General features: G+C 40.9%; 24 protein-coding genes. 1 reads left to right on the forward strand and 23 read right to left on the reverse strand.

The genetic code is table 11. The features are described 5' to 3' along the window. Nucleotides 1-18: 18 nt before the first annotated feature. The 19 genes from RYK12_RS08020 to tgt form a co-directional block, all read right to left on the reverse strand. Nucleotides 19-642: an HI_0552 family protein gene (locus RYK12_RS08020; RefSeq protein WP_314848349.1), complete on the reverse strand. Its 624-nt coding sequence runs from the start codon at nucleotides 640-642 to the stop codon at nucleotides 19-21. Between the two features lie 55 nt (nucleotides 643-697). Continuing rightward, entirely contained in the window at nucleotides 698-1,684 is a 987-nt protein-coding gene (jag, locus tag RYK12_RS08025; RefSeq protein WP_261016396.1) for an RNA-binding cell elongation regulator Jag/EloR, read from the reverse strand. Between the two features lie 17 nt (nucleotides 1,685-1,701). Next, entirely contained in the window at nucleotides 1,702-2,526 is an 825-nt protein-coding gene (locus RYK12_RS08030; RefSeq protein WP_261016397.1) for a membrane protein insertase YidC, read from the reverse strand. Then, entirely contained in the window at nucleotides 2,501-2,872 is a 372-nt protein-coding gene (rnpA, locus tag RYK12_RS08035) for a ribonuclease P protein component (protein ID WP_000739245.1), read from the reverse strand. The genes RYK12_RS08030 and rnpA overlap by 26 nt, the downstream gene beginning before the upstream one ends. Nucleotides 2,873-3,021: 149 nt before the next feature. Next, nucleotides 3,022-4,212 carry an acetate kinase gene (locus RYK12_RS08040; RefSeq protein WP_033681099.1) on the reverse strand — a complete coding sequence of 397 codons (1,191 nt, stop codon included), beginning with the start codon at nucleotides 4,210-4,212 and terminating at the stop codon, nucleotides 3,022-3,024. Between the two features lie 50 nt (nucleotides 4,213-4,262). After that, entirely contained in the window at nucleotides 4,263-5,216 is a 954-nt protein-coding gene (locus RYK12_RS08045; RefSeq protein WP_314848353.1) for a class I SAM-dependent methyltransferase, read from the reverse strand. A 60-nt stretch (nucleotides 5,217-5,276) separates the two neighbouring features. After that, nucleotides 5,277-5,864, reverse strand: a complete 588-nt coding sequence (locus RYK12_RS08050) for a class I SAM-dependent methyltransferase (RefSeq protein ID WP_261016401.1) — start codon at nucleotides 5,862-5,864, stop codon at nucleotides 5,277-5,279. Between the two features lie 32 nt (nucleotides 5,865-5,896). Next, nucleotides 5,897-6,310: a competence type IV pilus minor pilin ComGG gene (gene comGG, locus RYK12_RS08055; RefSeq protein ID WP_000265640.1), complete on the reverse strand. Its 414-nt coding sequence runs from the start codon at nucleotides 6,308-6,310 to the stop codon at nucleotides 5,897-5,899. Then, nucleotides 6,288-6,749, reverse strand: coding sequence for a competence type IV pilus minor pilin ComGF (comGF, locus tag RYK12_RS08060; RefSeq protein WP_261016402.1), 462 nt, complete (start codon nucleotides 6,747-6,749; stop codon nucleotides 6,288-6,290). Before comGF ends, comGG begins: the two co-directional genes overlap by 23 nt. Beyond that, the gene (gene comGE / locus RYK12_RS08065; protein ID WP_314848356.1) at nucleotides 6,712-7,014 is read right to left on the reverse strand and encodes a competence type IV pilus minor pilin ComGE; all 303 of its coding nucleotides are present in this window, start codon (nucleotides 7,012-7,014) and stop codon (nucleotides 6,712-6,714) included. The genes comGF and comGE overlap by 38 nt, the downstream gene beginning before the upstream one ends. Beyond that, a complete protein-coding gene (comGD, locus tag RYK12_RS08070; RefSeq protein WP_314848372.1) occupies nucleotides 6,977-7,381 on the reverse strand; it encodes a competence type IV pilus minor pilin ComGD in 405 nt (134 codons plus the stop codon). Before comGD ends, comGE begins: the two co-directional genes overlap by 38 nt. After that, nucleotides 7,374-7,700 carry a competence type IV pilus major pilin ComGC gene (comGC, locus tag RYK12_RS08075; RefSeq protein ID WP_314848359.1) on the reverse strand — a complete coding sequence of 109 codons (327 nt, stop codon included), beginning with the start codon at nucleotides 7,698-7,700 and terminating at the stop codon, nucleotides 7,374-7,376. Before comGC ends, comGD begins: the two co-directional genes overlap by 8 nt. A gap of 1 nt (nucleotide 7,701) precedes the next feature. Continuing rightward, entirely contained in the window at nucleotides 7,702-8,718 is a 1,017-nt protein-coding gene (gene comGB, locus RYK12_RS08080) for a competence type IV pilus assembly protein ComGB (RefSeq protein WP_314848373.1), read from the reverse strand. Then, nucleotides 8,666-9,607 carry a competence type IV pilus ATPase ComGA gene (gene comGA, locus RYK12_RS08085; RefSeq protein ID WP_314848361.1) on the reverse strand — a complete coding sequence of 314 codons (942 nt, stop codon included), beginning with the start codon at nucleotides 9,605-9,607 and terminating at the stop codon, nucleotides 8,666-8,668. Before comGA ends, comGB begins: the two co-directional genes overlap by 53 nt. Before the next feature lie 76 nt (nucleotides 9,608-9,683). After that, the gene (locus RYK12_RS08090; RefSeq protein WP_000286405.1) at nucleotides 9,684-10,049 is read right to left on the reverse strand and encodes a DUF1033 family protein; all 366 of its coding nucleotides are present in this window, start codon (nucleotides 10,047-10,049) and stop codon (nucleotides 9,684-9,686) included. 148 nt (nucleotides 10,050-10,197) lie between these two features. Then, nucleotides 10,198-11,256, reverse strand: coding sequence for a zinc-dependent alcohol dehydrogenase family protein (locus tag RYK12_RS08095; RefSeq protein WP_084923226.1), 1,059 nt, complete (start codon nucleotides 11,254-11,256; stop codon nucleotides 10,198-10,200). Nucleotides 11,257-11,418: 162 nt separating this feature from the next. Further along, nucleotides 11,419-12,570 carry an N-acetylglucosamine-6-phosphate deacetylase gene (gene nagA / locus RYK12_RS08100; protein WP_001134550.1) on the reverse strand — a complete coding sequence of 384 codons (1,152 nt, stop codon included), beginning with the start codon at nucleotides 12,568-12,570 and terminating at the stop codon, nucleotides 11,419-11,421. 151 nt (nucleotides 12,571-12,721) lie between these two features. Beyond that, the gene (locus RYK12_RS08105; RefSeq protein ID WP_314848363.1) at nucleotides 12,722-14,539 is read right to left on the reverse strand and encodes an acyltransferase family protein; all 1,818 of its coding nucleotides are present in this window, start codon (nucleotides 14,537-14,539) and stop codon (nucleotides 12,722-12,724) included. 100 nt (nucleotides 14,540-14,639) lie between these two features. After that, a complete protein-coding gene (gene tgt, locus RYK12_RS08110) occupies nucleotides 14,640-15,782 on the reverse strand; it encodes a tRNA guanosine(34) transglycosylase Tgt (protein WP_001285237.1) in 1,143 nt (380 codons plus the stop codon). Nucleotides 15,783-15,911: 129 nt separating this feature from the next. Here tgt and RYK12_RS08115 point away from each other — a divergent pair, with 129 nt between their 5' ends. Beyond that, nucleotides 15,912-16,769, forward strand: coding sequence for a DUF975 family protein (locus RYK12_RS08115; protein ID WP_314848364.1), 858 nt, complete (start codon nucleotides 15,912-15,914; stop codon nucleotides 16,767-16,769). 25 nt (nucleotides 16,770-16,794) lie between these two features. Here RYK12_RS08115 and pcp read toward each other — a convergent pair whose 3' ends face one another. The 4 genes from pcp to RYK12_RS08135 all read right to left on the reverse strand — a co-directional run. Beyond that, nucleotides 16,795-17,439, reverse strand: coding sequence for a pyroglutamyl-peptidase I (gene pcp, locus RYK12_RS08120; RefSeq protein WP_314848366.1), 645 nt, complete (start codon nucleotides 17,437-17,439; stop codon nucleotides 16,795-16,797). A 304-nt stretch (nucleotides 17,440-17,743) separates the two neighbouring features. Beyond that, nucleotides 17,744-18,961: a LysM peptidoglycan-binding domain-containing protein gene (locus RYK12_RS08125; protein WP_314848368.1), complete on the reverse strand. Its 1,218-nt coding sequence runs from the start codon at nucleotides 18,959-18,961 to the stop codon at nucleotides 17,744-17,746. A 171-nt stretch (nucleotides 18,962-19,132) separates the two neighbouring features. Further along, entirely contained in the window at nucleotides 19,133-19,747 is a 615-nt protein-coding gene (locus tag RYK12_RS08130; protein ID WP_247928119.1) for an HAD family hydrolase, read from the reverse strand. 3 nt (nucleotides 19,748-19,750) lie between these two features. Then, the coding region (locus RYK12_RS08135; protein WP_314848370.1) for an MATE family efflux transporter at nucleotides 19,751-20,346 on the reverse strand (596 nt) is incomplete at its 5' end.

Raw genomic sequence — 20,346 nt, forward strand, 5'->3', positions numbered from 1 at the left:
ATATAAGTCATCTATTTTCTATTCTCTGGTCGCCTGATAGTAGGGAAGTAAGCGTTCATAAGCTTCTTCTAATTTTCCTAAAATCATTTCTAATGATTGGGTTTCTATAAAAGAAACATCTGCCTTAACTAACACTTTTCGGATTTCCTGACTGCCTACCTTCTCGACTAAGATTTGACGATTTTCTTCGTTCGCCTCCCACCGTTGACTTTCCCCATCTGAGTAGGATAGATAATAAATCCCTTCTACCGCTGGAACCTCTAAAACCTTGGCCTGCTTGCCTAAAGTTTGCTCATCTTTCTTGCGCTCGATAAAACTAACTTCTAGTGAGACACCAAAATCAGAGGGTACTCCATACAAACGAAGAGCCAACATAGGCTCTGTCACTTGTCCGTCTCTCTGTAGATAGACCCAGAAATGTGGTCGCAAACGCTGCGCTTGATTCATCCACTGACTAGTTTGTTGGAGTTGCCATTCTGGATGGCTTGCTTGAAAGGCTTTGGCTAGCTCTGTAAAAGCCTTTCTGGCCTCTTGACCTTTGTGGCGAAATGCCATCATTTTCTCTCGTTCTTCTCCCGCTTTATCAGGATTACGGTACTGTAAACCAGCAAAGTCTAGATAGTCTCTTATCTTATTCAACATTAGTTTAATCTCCTCTAGCTAGCAAAAAATCAGGATTAACCTGATTTTGCTTTGCTTATTCTGCATCTACGACAACATAGCGATTTGGCTCGTCACCCTCAGAATAACTCGTCACGCCATCCATGCGTGAAATAATGCGATGGATAATCTTGCGTTCGCTATTTGACATTGGATCTGTTTGTCGGCTGCGACCTTCTTCTAAAACACGAGTCGCCAATTTTTGCGCATAAGTCTGCAAGACTTCTGCACGGTGTTCAACATAATCATTGACATTGATTGTAATATAGAAGGTTCTTGAATAGCGGTTGTAAAGATAATTTTGAGCCAATAGTTGCAAGGCCTTCAAAACTTTGCCATGATAACCGATAATACGACCTGGCTCATTGGTATCAATTTGCAGATTAATACTACGACGGTTATAGTCATTTGAAATCGTCGCCTCAACGTCCATGTCATCAATAATCGTTTGAACATAAGTCGTTACTTCCATAGCTACTTGTTCAATATCAAAGCTCGGTTCAACCTTTAAGCCCAAGTCTTCTAATTCTTGACTTTCAGTTTGTTCAACTTGACTCTCAACAGTGGGAATTTCTACTTCTTCGAGGCCAGCTTCTTCAAGCTGTAATTCATTTAAAATCTCAATATGCCCAGTTTCTTCCAAAATAGTGCTAGCATGTTTTTCATTTTTCAATATTTCAGCCTTGACTTCATCAGAAACCCCTTGACCTTCTTCTTCAATCTTTTTAATTGCTTCTACAACATGACCCAAATCAACGGTTGCTTCACTGACTGTCTTAACTGGTTCATTTTGTTCATTGATTTCTTTAGGAACACCCTTAACAGCTTGTTGATTTGCCTTAATGACAGTTGTTTCACTAATGGCTTCAATGTCAACCTGGGCTGGTTTTTTACCAAATAAACCAAAAAATCCATTTTTTTCACGAGAAATGACTTTGATGTGAGCCTTCATTCTTGGAATATCTAATTCTTTCAATCCTTTCTGGATTGCTTCCTCAACAGTTGAACCTGTAAATACTACCATTACCAGATTCCTCCTTATTATTTCGTTTTCTGAGCCTTTTTCTTGGCTTTTCTTTTTCTATTTTCCAAATCTTTCTGTGCCTGTACTACAGCCTCGCGCTCTGCAATAATCTTGAATGGATTGTTCAAGAAATAGGTTTGCAAGACTTGATAAGCATTAGACACTGTCCAGTATAGGGCGACTCCACCTGGTGCATAAACTGCAAAGATAAAAATCAAGACTGGAATCCCATACATCATCGCAGTCGTAGCGCCATTACGCTCAGACAAAGCTTTGTTAGACAACCAAGTACTTAAAAAGGTAAATACTGCTGCTAAAACAGGAAGAACAAGGGTTGTATCCACACCACCAAGGTTAATCCATAAGAAATGACCTGTCTTTAAAAAGTCAACTCTTGATAGAGCTTGGAACAAGGCCAAGATAACCGGCATCTGAATCAAAATCGGCCAAAGAGAATCTGACTGTCTGACACCCATTTCTTTAAAGACTTTACGCATTTCTTGCTCTAGCTTGGTTCTGCTTTCCATATCTCGACCTGGATATTGTTCTCGAAGCGCCTTAATGCGTGGTTGAGCTTCCTGCATTTTTCTGGAAGCCACCATTTGCACTTGAAAGACTGGCAAAAGCAGTGTACGAATCAAGACCGTAAAGAGAATAATCCCCACTCCGATACTGATATCAAACGATAAAAAGCGAATAATTTCCGCAAAGAAGTAAACAAATTTACTCCAAAAATCAGCCGATTCGGCTGTAATATCGCTAGTTGTCCCATTTGTTGCACAGGCTGTCATGATCAATAGGGACAGTCCTAGCAAACTAGTCAACTGTAGTTTCTTTTTCACTCCCATTTCCTTCCTGGTAAATCTTTGATAATTTTAATACGTGGAGTAGATTTTTCTCCATCTCTGCGTATCCCAAGGTTTCGACCCCTTTTCGAGCAATGACAACAAAGTCGACATCTTCTACCAGACTCCCTTTAGCATTCTGGATAATATGTCTAATTCGTCGCTTGATTTGATTTCTAGTGACGGCATTCCCCAGTTTTTTGCTAACTGATAGACCTACTCGAAAATGGTTTTTCTGATTTTCTAATTGGTAGACAACAAATTTGCGATTGGCAAAACTTGTCCCCTCCTTGAAAATCGCCTTAAAATCTTTCTCTCTTTTTACACGAAAGTTTTTCTTCAAAACTCAACTCCATCTATTAAATTACTACTATTATACCATATTTTTCAAAAAAGCCAATCATAGCAAGGTTTTGGACATTTCCATCAGAAAAAGAAGCTGGAAAAATCTCTTTTCCAACTCCTTGTACTGAATATTTTTTCTGATTTTAGTTATTTTTTCAAGCGTTCAACGTCACGGGCAATGACCAATTCTTCATCTGTTGGAATAACCAAGACACGGATTTTCGCTGCCTCTGTTGAGATGTCTCCTGTCACACCAAAGACGTTCTTTTCTGGATCAACATCACAGCCGAACCAAGAGATACCTGAAATAACATCTTCACGTACGTTTGCAGCATTTTCACCGATACCTGCTGTAAAGATAATAGCATCTGCTCCATTTAAGACTGCAAGGTATTGACCGATATGTTTTTGGATACGGTCAACATACATTTCATAAGCCAAAGTGGCATCGTGGTCCCCTTCTTCCATAGCAGCAATCACATCACGCATATCACTAGATTTACCTGAAACTCCCATCAGTCCTGATTCACGATTAAGAACGTGACTAATGTCTTCAGGAGTATTAAAGTCCTCTGTATATTGCATTAAGTAAGGAATGATAGCTGGGTCAATATCTCCTGTACGTGTTCCCATCATCACACCACCAAGTGGAGTGAATCCCATTGAAGTATCGACAGATTGACCACCCTTAACAGCTGTAATAGAAGCTCCATTACCGATGTGGCAAGTAATCAATTTCAAGTCTTCTAATGGACGTCCCAAAAGTTTTGCAGCTTCTCCTGCTACAAACTGGTGACTTGTACCGTGGGCACCGTATTTACGAACCTTGTTTTCTGTGTAATATTTTGTTGGTAGAGGGTAGCGATAAGCTTTCTCTGGCATAGTTGTGTGGAATGAAGTATCAAAAACAACTACACTGGTAATGTCTGGCAACAATTCCTTGAAGGCACGAACACCTGCTGCATTGGCTGGATTGTGGAGAGGAGCCAACAAGCTCAACTCTTCAACTTTTTCTAAAACATCTCCCTCAACGACTGTTGATTCTTTGAAATATTCTCCACCGGCAACAACACGGTGTCCAACACCTGTAATCTCGTCATAAGCCTTGATAATATCGAAACGAATCAAGTCATCCAATAAAATTTTAACAGCTTGTGTATGATTTTCGATATCCAAAATTTGTTGTTCAGAACGGCCATCAAATTTTACAGTTGAAATTGAATCTTTCAAACCGATACGTTCAATCAAACCTTTCGCCAATACTTTTTCTTCTGGCATTAAGTATAATTGCCATTTCAAACTTGAACTTCCTGCATTGATTGCAATTGTTTTTGTCATAACATGATACCCCTTTTTAAGCGTTTTCATCTATTATAACAAAATCTATTTTATATTTCAGTACCTTGAGTCCATTTTTGAAAATTTTCTTTAAATTTCATTAAAACACTTGCATCTTGCAAGCTAGCAAGTGGATAAACAAAAGGCTCTACTGCTATTTCATTTTTCTTCTGTAGGATAAAAATAGTCTTAGATTGTTTAGCATTAGCAAAGAGATTTTCAGGCAAACTAATCATGGCAGTCAAACTTGCCTCCTCTTTCAACCAGCCTTTCAACAAGTCACTTTGAGGGCTGGTCAACAAATCACTCGGAGCGAGAAAAATAGCGTATCCATCTGACTTGAGATACTTAAGTCCTTGTTCCATGAGCAAGTGATGGGCGTAAGTATGTTCTTGGCTAGAAGCAACTTGATGACGCGACGCAACGGCGTCATCAGGATAATAGCCAACAGGCAAGTCGCTGATGACCACATCACTTTCTTTGAGCATTTGTGGACGAACGGCATCTCCTTGGACAAAGCCAGCCTGCAAACCAATCACATCTGCCATGCTTGCTGCCAAATCAATCAGCAAATCATCCACTTCCATTCCCAAATAATCCACCTTTTTATCAAGCGAAGTCAAGAAAGTAGCGCCTAGAATTCCCATCCCAGAACCCATTTCGAGGATAGTAATTTCCTCCTCTTTAAACAACTCTTCCACAATAAACACCAAAAGTAAAGCAATGGCATCTGGTGTAAACTGGTGATTGGCCTGTAGGGGTTCTGTCTGCCCAGCCTTCATCAAGAGAAACTGGTAGGTCTTGAGCCATTCTTCTTTGCGAAGCGCTAAACGCTTAAGAGCTTGATTATTCCCTTTGACCTGCTCTAACTCAGTCTCACCATCCAAATAGATGCTGTTTTGCTCCACCAAGGCGTCATAAAAATTGGTCGCCAAATCACTTTGGATGACTTGGACATTCTCTAGTAAATACGTATAAGCTTGTTCAATTTTTTCAAAATCCATATTCCTATCTTATCAAATTTCCCTTCTTTTTTCCATCCTTATAGAAAAATCACTCCCTGACTAGGCGAGTGATTTTGGGGCTACTGTAAAAAAGAGTTCTGAGTAATTTCCTTGAAACAGGTCCTCGGCACTATAAAGAATCTGACTATGCACAGATGAAAAACCATGCTCAATTAGCTTGTTTTCCAATGCAGGCAATTCAAAGCCGTGATGGTTGGCTTCCGCCTTGGTAAAATCAGCAATGAGGAGTTGTCCATCTTTCCTCAAATGTTGATGAAACAGTGAGAGAGCCACATCCACATCAGGCATATGATGAAGAACCCGACTAACGACAATGAGATCAAACTCTTGCTCCAAGGGATTTTCCAATAAATCTTGCTCCAAAAACTGGATATTCTCGATGTCTTGCTGCTCCGCTTTCAAACGAGCCTGCTCCAGCATTTTCTCAGAAATGTCTACAAGAGTGACAGATTTAGCCTGCTTGGCTAGGGGCAAGGCTAATAGACCCGTCCCTCCGCCGAAATCCAAAATTTCTTTGTCTGATAGAAAATCAATCTGTTTCTTGACTGCTTGACAAACCAAGTTTGCAAGGAAGATATTTTTAGGGGAATCGAAAGTTTCTGCTTTGTGGTTAAAATCATGTTTCATATTTTTAGTTTAGCACAAAGTAGCTTGATTGGCTAGGAATTCTCTTTCTTTTCAACTTTCTCTTCTGATTTTTTCTTCTCTGCTTGATTACTTGAATCAGTCACTACCTTTTCCTTTTTAGCTGTTTTCTCTTCTTTGAGTTTGACGGAAGGAAAGATGAACTCATATTGGCTCTTAGGTGTACGAACCCTTGTCACCAAGCTTGTTTTCTTATTTTGATAGCTCACCTGACCCAGATTAAAGGCCTGTTCCCCACTTTCTTGCTCAACCTTACCTTTAGTTCGCTTGGCCATGGCAAAAGCAATCAGCTTTTCTTTATTCAAAGCATAGTCTTGATAGTGGGCGACTTGTCTGTTCAAGTAAAATTGTAACAAAAGACTAAAGATGGCTGCTATAGTGACTGCATAGATGAGAACACCCGCCTTAACTTTTTGCTTTTTCCACACGATAGATGAACTCCCTTTCTAAGCCTTTTTGGAATTGAAAACGAAAGCGAACCAGTTGATTCTCCTCTGTAATCTGTGCAGATTTGAGTCCATAAACCATGGGCTGATAACCCCGTCCACTGGCATCAGTTTTTCGAAAATCATCTGATTTGGACTTACCCATAGCAATATCCTTGCCATCTTGCTTCATATAGAGGCGATTGCCTTCCACTTTTTCGAATTGCGAACGGTCTAATTCTGCCTCCAGCTGGTCCACAAACAAGAGCCACTCTTTTTGCTCGCTTTGTTGCTGGTAGCGAACTTCTGAAATGAGGAGCTGACTCATGGCTTGAAAGAGAAGTAAGCTTCCACTGATGACAATGAGGGCAATCAGGGATTCTAACAAGGTAAAAGCCTTGACCTTATGGCTCTTTGATAGCCAACAACTGTTCTGAACCATGGTAGACCTCCAATTCCTTTTCACTAGAAAACACCTGAATCTCAACTCCGTTGATGTTTACCTGATTTTGACCTGTCTGCAGGGCCATCTTAGCTACCCTCAAGACTTCTTCTTTCTGCAAGATTCTTGCTTCTTCTTGCCTATTTTTTTGAATTTGTCCCAAAAGGAGGGTCGCAATACTGGCAAAGATAGCTAAAGCGACTACTGCTTCCAGTAAAATCACTGCCCTAATTTTTTGTTTCCTTAATGCGTTTAATTTTTCCATTTCCTAGATATAATTGATAGCGAATCGCTCCTTTACTGGTCTGAAATTCAACCTTATCCAAGGACGAATTGCCCCCAGCTCGGTCAAATGTGATACTTTGTCCCGATGGTGCCTGAATTCCTTTAGGAACTGTCAGCTTTTGACTGCCATTGCTAATGGTCTGTCCGTCTATGCTTAAACTTGTCTTTTGCTGACTAGCTACACTGCGTTTTTGAGTTTCCCGATAAAGTTCTTCAAACTCCATAAAGAAAATCTGTTCCTCTACCGCCGCAAAAGTGGATTGGACAGAACCGGATAAGCCTAAGGCAAGGATACTCACAAGTCCCAAAACCAAGAGACTTTCCAGCATGGTAAAGGCCTTAATCATTGACTTTACGATTTGCCCCTCCATTTTTAGTATAGTATTCATTATAAGCTTTAGCCTGTTCTTCCGTGATGCGCCCATCGTCTTGTAACTTGCTTAGGCTAGCTTCTTCATTCTTATCTAAGCTATAAAGTTCTGCCTGGCTTTCCACCACCTTAACAACAGCAGCTTTTCCTTTGTCATTGACTGCTTCTTTTTGCTTGGTCAGATTAGGTACAAAGAGTAATAGAAGCACGCTGATGATGAGCAAGACTACCAACATTTCCACAAGTGTGAAAGCCTTCACTTTCGCTTTTTTCAAGAATGTCATCAGTTTTTTCATTTTAAAAATTTACCTCCATATTTTGATACATGGGCATGAGCATTGCCGCATAAAGTAAAACGATAATCAGAGCCACAAAGATAAAGACCAATGGCTGCACCAGATTCATGGTACGATTGACTCGGGTAAAAAAGGTTTCCCAAGTTTTTTCAGCATAGATTTCCAACTCACTCCCCAACTTGGACTTGACTTCCCCATACTCGATGATAAGACTCAACTCCTTTTTAAAGAAAGGATAGGTTGCTATTGTTTGAGAAAATTCCCGACCATTTTGTAGGGCTTGAGCCAAATCTCGACCGATTTCTTTAAAGAGCTGGGAACCTTGTTCCTGCATGATTTGAAAAATCTGCGTCAGCTCCATTCCCTGTGAAATCATATTGCCCCATTCACGCGCATAATAGGCTGTCAAATAGGTCTGCACAAAGATTCCAAGAAAGGGAAGGCGTGCTAAGATAGAAAAGACGCGCATCTTAGAACTTCTTTTATAAAAAGTTAGTGCTAAAAGGGCAAGTATGGAAACAAACCCTACCATTCCTAGAAAGATTTGTGGCAGATTGCCGATAATTTGGGTGGCAATATTACTACTATCCAGTTGTGGTAGTAGGTAGTTCCGTAGCCCCAGCATGATTAAGAGAAGAAATCCCAGCAAGATCAAGGGATAGGTCGCTACTTCAATTAATTTTTTCTTGACCTTGGCCAGATTGTCTAGATATTCTTCTATCTTTCCCAAACTCAGGTGGAGATTTCCATGGACTTCCGCTAGGGATAACTGAGTGACAATGGCACTTGAAAATCCCAAACTTTCCATCATTTCTGAGAATGATTTCCCCTGAGACAAGCCCGTGCGCATCTGGGTCACACACTGCTTGTCCAACAAAGCACTCCTATCTAAAAAGGAGATAGTCTCCACCAGATGAAAACCGCTGGAAAAGAGATTGTTAAACAAGGTGATGATATTTTTTTGCTTAGCTGTAGCTAATTTTTTCCGTTTCAGCCTGAAGACTTGTGATATGTCCATCTTTAAGAAGCTGGTCAATCTGTTCATTCCAGCTAGTTGGCTGGTGTTCTTGATAGTCTTTGTTTGCAAAGTCAACGATTCCTCCTCCCCCGATTAATCTCTGATAGCAGACGCCTTGCAGAACGACTGCCAATTCCTCCTCACTCACACCCAACTCCAGCAGGCGCTCATAAACACCTCGAATACTCTTGGCGTGAATGGTTGAAAAGACTGTCGCACCTGTCAGACTAGCTCTGACCACTGCACGCGCCGTCTCGCTGTCTCGAATTTCTCCGATAATCAAGAGATCTGGTCGATGACGCAAGGAAAGTTTGATTAGATTTTCATAGGTCAACCCGATTGCTTCGTTCAACTGCAATTGGAGCATGTCGTCCTGCTTGATCTCAACTGGATCTTCGATGGACATGACTTGCTGTCCTTTAAAGAGAGACTTGGCCAATTCATGCATCAGGGTTGTCTTTCCACTTCCGACTGGGCCAGCAAAAAGATAAAGTCCCCGCTGCCTGTACTGCTTGCCCAATTCTTCAATATCCTGAAACCAAAAATGCAAATCCTGCTCCTCATCATGCAACAAGCGAATAACTAAACTCTCCTGCCCTCGATAATCACCTACAGTAGATAGACGTAAGGACGCCATCTTCTGGTCATAGGCATAATCACAGGAACCAAGTTGACTACGTCGCTTTTCTCCAACATTCATACCCGCCACAAACTTAAAGTGACTGATGACGGCCGCAAATTTTTCAAAATCATAACAACCGATTTTACAGCGCTCGTCTCCGACCCTCATATGAAGCTCATAGGCGTCTAACTTGGGGACAAAATAAATATCTTGTGCCCCTTTTTTCCGAGCCGAACGAATGATTTCTTGTGCAATTTCTTGAACCATACTTACCTCCTCACCTATACTATTCGCAAAGATTTGGGAAAATAAAAAAAGCAACTCCAAAAAAGTTACTTTTTCTCTATTTTAATTTCATACGGCAAGAACGGTGCCTTTCCTTACCTGTTTGTTTTTCATAGCCTGGACGTAATTTTTCATCTGGAATAACCTGTTCATCTTGTAAAAGAGCCAAAGAATGGTATTGTTGTAAATACTCGTCACATTCATCACACCAGCGTTGGTCTTCTGGATCCCAAAAAATGGTCATCAAATCACTTCTACTTTTATAAAGAGGGGATTCTTGCTCCAATCGAAACCAGCAAGTCTTGTAGTATTTGAGAGCATCATAATACTGGTCAAACTTCTTACTCGCTACAATATCTTCTTCCCAACCTTCTAAGAACCACCACGGTTCAAAATCTCCGTACATTTCTATAACACGATACATATTCATTCATTCCTTTGTACCGTATATTATAACCAATTCCGCCAAACAAGGAAAGTAAAATGCTCATTTCTTGACTTTTTTGATAAAAATCCAGCCATCTGATGATGACTGAATTTCTATTTACTTATATGATAAAACTTTTTACTTCTTAAGCTTCTGAGATATCATTTTCGATAATGACCTTAATGGCATGGTGGTCTGCTGCCTTACTGAAGACTTCATAAGCTTTTTCAATTTCACTGAGTTTGAAATAATGGGTTACCAATTTTTCTGGTTCAATCTTATGACTTTCAAGAGCTTTCAACAATTGTGGAGTGGTATTTGTAGATACCAAACCAGTTGTTACATTGATGTTGCGAATCCAAAGTTTGTCCAAATCGAATTCGACTGGTTTACCATGTACACCACAGTTGGCAACTGTTCCGTCTATACCTATAATCTTTTGACAGAAATCAAATGTTGCAGGAATACCAACAGCTTCGATAGCAACATCTACACCACGACCATCTGTCAAATCATAAATTTCTTTAATGGCTTTTTCAGGGTCTGAAGAATTAACCTTGTGAGTCGCACCAAATGATACAGCAGTTTTCAAGCGGTTATCGTCTAAGTCCACCATAATCAATTTGGCTGGTGAGTAGAACTGAGCTGTCAAAAGAGCAGCCAATCCAACTGGACCTGAACCAATAATGGCTACGCTGCAACCAGGTTCTACTTTCCCTTTCAAGACACCAATTTCATATCCAGTAGGTAGAATGTCTGATAGCATAACCAAGGCTTCATCTGACAAGTCTTCTGGAGTATGGTAAAGAGTGTTATCTGCGTGAGGGACACGTAGATATTCAGCCTGCATACCGTCAATCAAGTGACCGAAAATCCAGCCCCCTTCGTCTTCACAATGGGCATAAATTCCTTTTTTACAGTAGTAGCATTTACCACAGGCACAGACACAAGAAATCAAGACCTTGTCGCCTTTTTTGAAATTCGAAACTCCTTCTCCAACTTCTTCAACAATCCCAATCCCTTCGTGACCAAGAATGGTACCACTTTGGCAAGCAGGAACATCCCCTTTGATAATATGGAGGTCTGTTCCACAAATAGTAGTTTTTACGATACGCACAATAGCGTCTGTTGGCTTGCGAATAACTGGTTTGTCTACATCAACAAAAGAAGCAAGTCCTGGTTTAACATAAGTATAGGCTTTCATAAAGCTTTCCTCCGTTTTTTTATTTGTACTATTTATAATATAATTGTAAGCCTTTTCATTTGCTTGTTCAAGTCTTTTTGTGATTTTCTTAACTTTTTTATTTACCAGTAAAGTACCCTGCATAAAAAAGCAGAAGCTAGTATCTAACTCCTGCTTTCTCTCTTATGCTTGATAACGTTTCACGCCATCTAGATAGGTTGCTACCAATTCCAAATCTTTATCTAGTACGATAAAGTCAGCATCATAACCTTCACGAATTTGTCCACAGACATCGTCAATATTAACAGATTTAGCTGGGTTAAGGCTGGCCATCATGACCGCTTCATGCGGATTCGCAATTCCCCATTCGACAACATTTCTCATACCATCTTTAAGTTTGAGGATAGAACCTGCCAAATTACCAGTAGATTTGAGACGTGCAGTTCCATTTGCTACTACAACAGGGAATTCTCCCAACATATAGTCACCGTCTTCAAGCCCACCAGCTGTCATACAGTCCGTAATAAGAGCGATGTTTTCTGTCCCCTTTTGCTTAAGTAAAATCTCACAAGCTTTTGGATCTACGTGATAACCATCACAGATCAATTCTGCGTAAGTATGTGGGAGCTCATACATAGCTCCTACCATACCTAGTTCGCGGTGTGTTAAACCACGCATCCCATTATAGGCATGTACCCATACACTAGCTCCAGCATCAACTGCCTTCTTAGCTTGTTCAAATGTCGCATCTGAGTGTCCAAGTGCAACTGTCACACCTTCACCTGTAATAGTACGTACAAAATCTTCCACTCCATCACGTTCTGGTGCAATAGCGATTTTATTTAGCATCCCTTTTGCAGCATCCTGCCAAGAATGAAACTCCTCAACACCCGGGTCTCTCATATAAGTTGGATTTTGTGCCCCCTTAAAAGTTTCTGTGAAATATGGACCTTCATAATAAATCCCACGAATCTTAGCACCTGTTGCTTCTTTATAATGGTTTCCAAGATTTTCAGTGACTGCAAGCAATTGCTCATAAGTGGCTGTTAAAGTTGTGGGCAAGAAACTGGTAACACCGGTACTAAGAAGTCCTTCACTCATAGTATGCAATGTACCTTCAATGTTGTTGTCCATCACATCTACACCTGCATATCCATGAATATGAGTATCCACAAGACCTGGTGCAATGCTATAACCAGTATAGTCAAGAACCTCTGCTCCTTCAGGAATTTGATCCACATGTTTCCCAAATTTGCCATCAACAAGTTCTAAGTACCCACCGCGACGAATGCCAAATGGATAGAAAAACTGATCCGCTTTAACGTAATTAGGCATAATAATGACCTCCTTAAAAGATTACTTTTGATATTTATTATGTCAATTATATTATAAACCTTTCTGATTCATTTGTAAATGGTATAGACCTGTTTTCTAGAGATATTTTAAAAGAGCTGGATTTCTCCAACTCTTCTCTTTTTAATACAAGTTATTTTGATTTGACCGGCTTGTCTTGAGCTGTTTGCAAGGCTGCAGCAATGGTATCTGCATACAATTTAGCTCCTGCTTCAATTTTACTATTGTCACTTCCAAAATGGACTTGGTCTGTCCCAGTCCAAATTTCTGGATGTTCCTTAGCAGCTTGATTCCAATCTGCTATCGTGATGTAAGGAGTCTTCTCTGCCAATTCTCTCATATAGGCAGCCGCCTTCTCAACGATTGCATAGGTCTCTTTTGTCTTATCTCCTTCATAAGGAGTCACTAAAACCATATGGTGCCCCTTAGGAAGATTTTTCACGATACTATCCCAATCTTCCTTATAATTTTCAGGATTATTTACCCCTGTTGCAATAACCACCATCTTTGGTAGAAATTTATTCTGGCTATTGTTGAGCATGATTTCGTTGGCGGTCTTGGTTGTTCTGCTGACTTGTGCATTAATCTGTGCCCCTGGAAGGGCTGTCTGCAACGCTGTATTAGCTCTTAGTGCTACCGAATCACCAATTAACATAGTGCCATCAGCAATTCCTAAACTATCAGCTTCTGCTCGTTCTGTCATTACCTTGGTCTGGTTAATATTTGTTGCAGCTTGCTTCAAGCCATTGACAGTTAAGTCTGTCTCAAAAGCTCCCACTTGTGGTGCCAACAGAGTTACTAAGAAGACAATGAAGGCCAAGATTCCTGTACTTGCTGCAAGGATTGTGTGAATATGAGGAAGAGGACGAAGGGTTTGTAAAACAGGTGTGTTCTTTCCTGCAATCCAAGGTTCCAACACATAAAATGATAGGCTGGCGAATCCATAAGAAAAAATCAAAGTTAATAACACAGCAAGAAGATTTGATGTCAACTGTGAAAAAATAATATAGAAAGGCCAATGGAAAAGATAAACCGCATAGCTAGTATCCGCTAAAAAGCTAATAATCTTTGGCTCCTGTACATTAGGAGTCTTTTCATGTAAGACACGCGCCGCCAGAATCATAGCAATGGCTGCAAGGCTGGCAAGCAAGAAGCCCATAAGATAGGCAAAGAGATAGGTAAATTTGACAAAGAAGGTCAAAATGAGTAAGAAGCCAAAACCTCCCCCAAAAACTAAAAGGGTCTTGCGTAAATCCCAGATTTTATCCAATTGCTTAACTAGGGAAGTCGTCTGACGAACGCCTACGATAGTTGCTAACACACTTCCCAAAAAGAATGGATAGACATGAGTTAAACTGGAGAAGTAAACAGAGGAATAAGAGGTTACTAGAAAACTACCAATAAACATGGAGAAGAAGCTGATCAAGAAGGCAACAGCAGATAAGAGAAAGACCATTCCTCTCAACTGACCATTTGATCTGGACTGTTTAGATAAGAACCAAACTGCCAATCCCCAGAGGATATAGTAGTGAACCTCAACAGCCAAGCTCCAATTATGAACAAACAAATGAGGAATGAACTGAGATTCATAACTCCCACCTGTTAGGATTTCATAGAAGTTGGTCATGAAGCCTAAGACACCCGCAATCTGACCCCCAATTCCAGCCACATAATCTTGCCGAACTAGAAAGGTAAAGGGCATGGTCACCAAGACCATCAAAACCACAGGTGGCACAATCCGATAAAAGCGTCTCCTAAAAAATCCAACCAAATCAATTTCATGATTTTTAGAAAATTCTTCGATAAGTAGAGCCGTAATCAGAAAGCCTGAAAATGTGAAAAAGACATCTACCCCGAAAAATCCTCCAGGAAAGATCGTCTGAAAGAAATGATACAAGAGTACCAAAAGTAAACCTGTAATCCTAATCAAGGAAAACCATTTAATACGCATACGAGTTTATTCTCCCTTTCATTATACACTTTATTCTATCAAAAAAAGAAGAAAAATCCCAAGAGAAAACTTAGGATTTTTAGCTTATATCAATTCCAGTTTAAAAATTACGGCCTGACTTATTATAGCCATATTTTTCAACAAAATACTCACGGAATTCCAAGAGATTGTCATCCATGATGGCTTGTCGTACTTGCTTCATCAGGTTAAGCAAGAAGTAAAGGTTATGGTAGCTAGTCAAGCGGATACCGAAGGTTTCATCAGCCTTGAGCAGGTGACGAAGGTAGGCGCGTGTATAGTTCTTACATGTGTAGCAATCACATTCAGGATCTAGTGGCGTAAAGTCCTCAGCAAACTGAGCATTTTTGACAACCAAACGACCTTGACTGGTCATACAAGTTCCGTTACGAGCGATACGAGTCGGCAAGACACAGTCAAACATATCCACCCCACGAATCACCCCATCAATCAAGCTATCTGGCGCTCCCACACCCATCAAATAGCGAGGTTTGTTTTCAGGCAACAATTGGGTTGTGAAGTCCAAAACCGCATTCATCTCTTCGTGGGTTTCTCCCACCGCCAAACCACCAATAGAGTAGCCTGGGAAGTCCATGCTGACAAGGTCATGAGCCGATTGGCGACGCAGGTCTTCAAATCCTGCCCCTTGCACAATTCCAAACAACCCTTGGTCATGCGGACGACGATGAGCCTTCAAACCACGCTCAGCCCAACGACTGGTACGCTCGATCGATTTCTTAACGTAGTCATAAGGCTGATAAAACTGGGGACATTCGTCAAAAGACATCATGATGTCTGAGCCCAGATTATTCTGAATAGAAATGGCTTTTTCTGGCGATAGGAACATCTTGGAACCATTGAGATGGTTTTTAAAGGTTACTCCTTCTTCTGTGATATTACGGCTATCTGCTAAGGAATAAACCTGAAAACCACCACTATCTGTCAAGATAGGCTGGTCCCAATTCATGAACTTGTGGAGACCACCTGCGCGTGCAATGAGTTCATCTCCAGGACGCAGCCAGAGATGATAAGTGTTTGACAGGATAATTCCTGAACCCATTTCCTTCAATTCTTCTGGCGACTGAGTTTTGACAGTGGCTTGTGTCCCAACTGGCATAAACATAGGTGTCGGGAAGGTACCGTGGGGAGTGATGATTTCTCCCAGACGAGCTCCTGTGTGTTTTTCTTTCTTAATCAAACGGTATTTGATTGGTGAATCTGACATTTTTTACCTCCGAAGCTGGGAAAGACAGTCCCAGTTCATACTTTGTGCCCAAGGGCATACTGTATGATTTTATCAAAAAAAGCTGGAACTGTCACGAACTATCTATAAGAACTATGGTATAATGAGAGAATGAAATACCCAAAAATTGATTTAAAAAACATTCGTCTGCAGGCTAGACAATTTCAAGCTGAAAATCCCCGCCTCTTTCTCGTCTATCTCTTACCTAGCATGCTAGTCATTTTGTCTGGCTTCCTCAATCCCTTAGAGCGCATCAACGAGAGTGTTTTAGAACAACCCTTTTTAAACGTGTTTGGTCATGTATCCCAAGCCTACCTTTTCCCACTATTAGTCTCCTTTATCGGAACAATACTTCTAACCAGTTCAGTTTATACAACTCTGAAACTCATCAAGAATCCTGATACAGAACTATCCGTCAAAAATGGTCTCGCACTCTTTAATGAAGAGCACTTTTCACAAACTTTTTTGACTCTCCTTCTCAAACGTTTCTATCTCTTCTTATGGAGCATTCCTAGCTTACTTGGGATTTACTTCCTCTTTTACAGTAGCTTTTTAGCAAAGAAATTCGTTGCCCTTCACCCTGAGTTTCCTAATCTGGATCTCTCGTCAATTGAAACCGAGCGCTTCCTCATGATCTTTGGTCTTTACGTTCTAGCAAGTATTTTCTTGATGATTATAGGAAATAGTCTCTATATTCCACAATACTATGCCTATTCACAGGTAGAATTTCTCCTCTGTGACACACTAGACTTGGGACAAGCAAAACCAGGACAAATCCTTAAAACCAGCCGTTTCCTGATGAAAGGTTACAAGTTTCAGCGTTTTGTCCTAGACTTACAACTCCTTCCTTGGTATTTCCTCAATTGGATTACCTTTGGAATTGCTAGTTTCTCACTCCTACCCTATATTCAAATCAATAAAATAATTTTCTACCGAGCAGTATTGGCTCGAAAACGTCCAAAAGCTTGAAGGTTTTCCCTCAAGCTTTTTTCTATCAATGAGTTTCTCCGCCTACCAACTTGAGGTCCTGATCTCCATGTTCTATCATGGCGCCGATTGCCGCTTCTATCCCTCGCCTAATATCCACTAAACTCATAGCTGGGGTAGTCGGTCTATTCACCACCTGTTCCATCATATAAGGAATATGCATAAACCCTGCCTTAACATGTGGAAATTTCTTTTCGACCAAATAAAGGACCTGATACATCAAATGATTGCAGACAAAAGTCCCTGCAGTATTGGAAACAGAGGCCGGCAAGCCCTCTTTTTTTATAGCTTGAACCATCGCTTTAATCGGCAAACTACTAAAATAGGCCGAAGCACCATCTGAGCGAATGGGAAGGTCAATCGGTTGATTGCCTTCATTATCAGGAATGCGTGCATCATCTTGATTAATGGCCACTCGTTCTGGCGTCAAACTAGATCTTCCACCTGCTTGGCCAATACAAAGGATAAAGTCAGGTTGATAACGGTTCATCTCTTCTTCCAATACTTGGGCCGATTTGTGAAAGACTGTCGGTACTTCTAGCCAACAAACCTCAGCACCATAGATTTCAGCTGGTAAACCTTTAATGGCCTCCAAGGCTGGATTGACCTTTTCCCCTCCAAAGGGCTCAAAACCTGTCACTAATACTTTCATTCCTAACTCCTTACAAACGATTCCATGAAATTCTGTTCTTAAACACAAGTATAACATATTTCTCTTATTCTGGAATGAAAAGGACTAGCGAGGCTAGGATTGGTCTCTGATACTCAATGAAAATCAAATAGAAAACTAGGAAGCTAGCCGCAGGTTGCTCAAAGCACAGCTTTGAGGTTGCAGATAAAACTGACGTGGTTTGAAGAGATTTTCGAAGAGTATGACAAAGAAAAAAACGAACGAGAATCGCTCTCTATAACGAAAGCTAGATCTCATTCGTCAAAATGATATTATAAAGTCTGATTTATCCATTCATTGAAACGTGAACGTGGTCATAGTGGTTTTCTGTCACACTACCGCGGTCTGGCATTGGGTTCCAAGTATTAGCTGGCCCATATTTGCTATCGAATGGAGCATAGAAACGTTGTTTCCAGATGATGTAACTAATTCCACGGCTGGCCATGTTTTGAATAGCGTATTCCGCAACCTTATCCCCTAGTTCTGAACTTTCTGGTACCATAAAGTCGATAGCCAAACCTTTTCCGTGATCTCCACTGTCCCCTGGACGGTAACCACTAAAGGATGTAATGCCAAACAAGTTAGCAATTTCTTCTTTAAAGGCAGCTGTTTGTGGTTGAAGGCCTGCATTTTCAGATTTCGCTACCGCAAGTCCAGCATAATCGGGTGCAGCTGGAGCCGCGTAAGTTGTTGAAGCTGTTTTTGTCTCTTCCGGTTGATAAGTAGAAACTGCTGGTGTATCTTCACTTGATGATGCTCTACTTGATGATTCTTCTTTTGCTTCTTCTGAACTTGGTGCAGTTGTTTCTGTTGCTTTTTCTTCTACTGGAGTTGTAATTGGTTCCACTGTTGAAGCAGCTTGTGGGTTTGCTTGAGTTTCCTCTTTCTCAGCTAGAGTCGTTGCCTGAGGAGCTGATTCTTCAACTGGACTGGTTGTTTCGAATGTTTGCTCCGCTGACGTAGAAGAGTCTGTAGATGGTGCCACGTCTTCTGCAGCAGTCACTGTCTCTGCAACTTCTGAATTTGATGCTACTTCTTTTGTGCTTGTAGTTTCTACCGCTTTTGGAGCTTCTGCAATTGGTTGAGAAGGATCTGCAACCTGAACAGTTTGATTATCAACGGTCACTTGATTGGTTGTCAAATCTGCTGTCGCAGTTGTAACTTCTTCACTAGAATCTGCTTGAGGAGTTTGGATTTCAACTTCTGTTACTTCTTCTGCTTCATTAACAGTCGTTGTCAAAACAGTTTCTGGGAAAATCAAGTCCATATTCGTGATTTTATTCAAATTCGCAAGGACTGTGACATCTACACCCAAGGCTTCTGCAATGGTACTTAAAGTATCGCCATACTGTACTGTATAACTTGTTTTGTTGTCCGTTTTAGTCAAATCATTTTGGATTTGTTCAACACTACGGGCAGTCCAAAGAACTTCTTCTGCTTGAGTTGCCAATACTGGGGCAAACGACAAAGCTACTGTTGATGCTAATAATATTCTTTTCTTCATTCTTTCAAATTCCTTTCAAATGAGTACCTGTCTATCATAACACAAAAAATGCAGAAAAAAAGCCCTCTCGGGCCTATTTAACAGAACTGTCTATTCCTTGTAACAAACTCGGTTACTTGAAATAGTTTGTTAGGTCTCTGTCACAAAACTGACACAATCTTATCGTCACTTTCATTCAAAAATATAAGGAATATCTGCTAGTGCTTGAATTCTATAATTACCTTCATAAGTCGACTCTAAAAAGTTGATACTTTGAATCCCACTATTCTGAGCGAATTCCACATCCAGAGTCCGGTCCCCTATATAATAGGTGTTATCAGGATTCAGCTGATACTTGTCTAACAGATAGGTAGCCGCTTCTGGACTTGGCTTCCGCGCAAAGCCGCTTTGACTGGTTAAAATCGCTGTAAAATAGGATTCCAACCCCAAATCTCTGAGAATGGTAAAAGCATTGTCTCCCTTATGAGTGTAAACAAAGTTCCGAATCCCTACTTGATCTGCCCAAGCTAACACTTCACGCGCACCTGGCATCAAAATTACCTGAGCATTCTTTTCAGCCAGGCTCTGGGCACGCACCTGATTTAGCACTTCCGCATCTAGCTTTCGCTCTTCAGCAACCTGCACAAGCAAATCCTGCACCGAATACTTGAGGATAAACTCTCTCACTTTCTCCTTATCATAAGGAATAGAAAACTGACCAAAAGTCTCCTCAATCCCTGATAAAATCGCTTCGTAAGAGTCCAATAAAGTCCCGTCTAAATCCCAAATAAAAGCTGTTTTTTGCATTTCCTATCCTTTCAAGCTCATATAACGCTGGTAACGGTAGCGTAGAAATAACCAACGAAAACCATTATCCAAAAGAGTTCCGGCCCAAATACCAGGCAAGCCCCAACCAAGAACAAGCCCCATCAGATATCCTGTTCCAATGCGGATACACCACATCCCTATGCTTGTCGCATAAAAGGGAAGGCGAGCATTGCCCAAACCCTGCCATACTGCCGTATAGATGACTGTTCCTGTCGTCATAGGGGTTCCAAGTAGTGAAAACAGTGTCACTAGAACACTAGCCTCAACCGCTAGAGGATCAGTCGTATAGAGATGAGTCAGTGGTACTCCTAAGGCATAGATACTAAAGGTCAAGGGCAACATGAGAAAAAGAGAAAGCCAAAAGGTTTGCTTGCTCAAACTAGCGACTCTTTTCCAATTATCCTCTCCAACTGCTCGAGCTACCAGCATGACCGTTGCCGTAGCAACGCCAAAGGCAGGCATGTAGTTAAACTGGGTCAAGACTTCTCCGACCGCATTTCCAGCCACTGCCTCCGTCCCAAACGAAACGACCAAGGCAATGATCACTACATCTCCAGCCCGCATCATAAGTCGCTCTC

Source organism: uncultured Streptococcus sp. (assembly GCF_963518475.1).
Taxonomy (GTDB): domain Bacteria; phylum Bacillota; class Bacilli; order Lactobacillales; family Streptococcaceae; genus Streptococcus.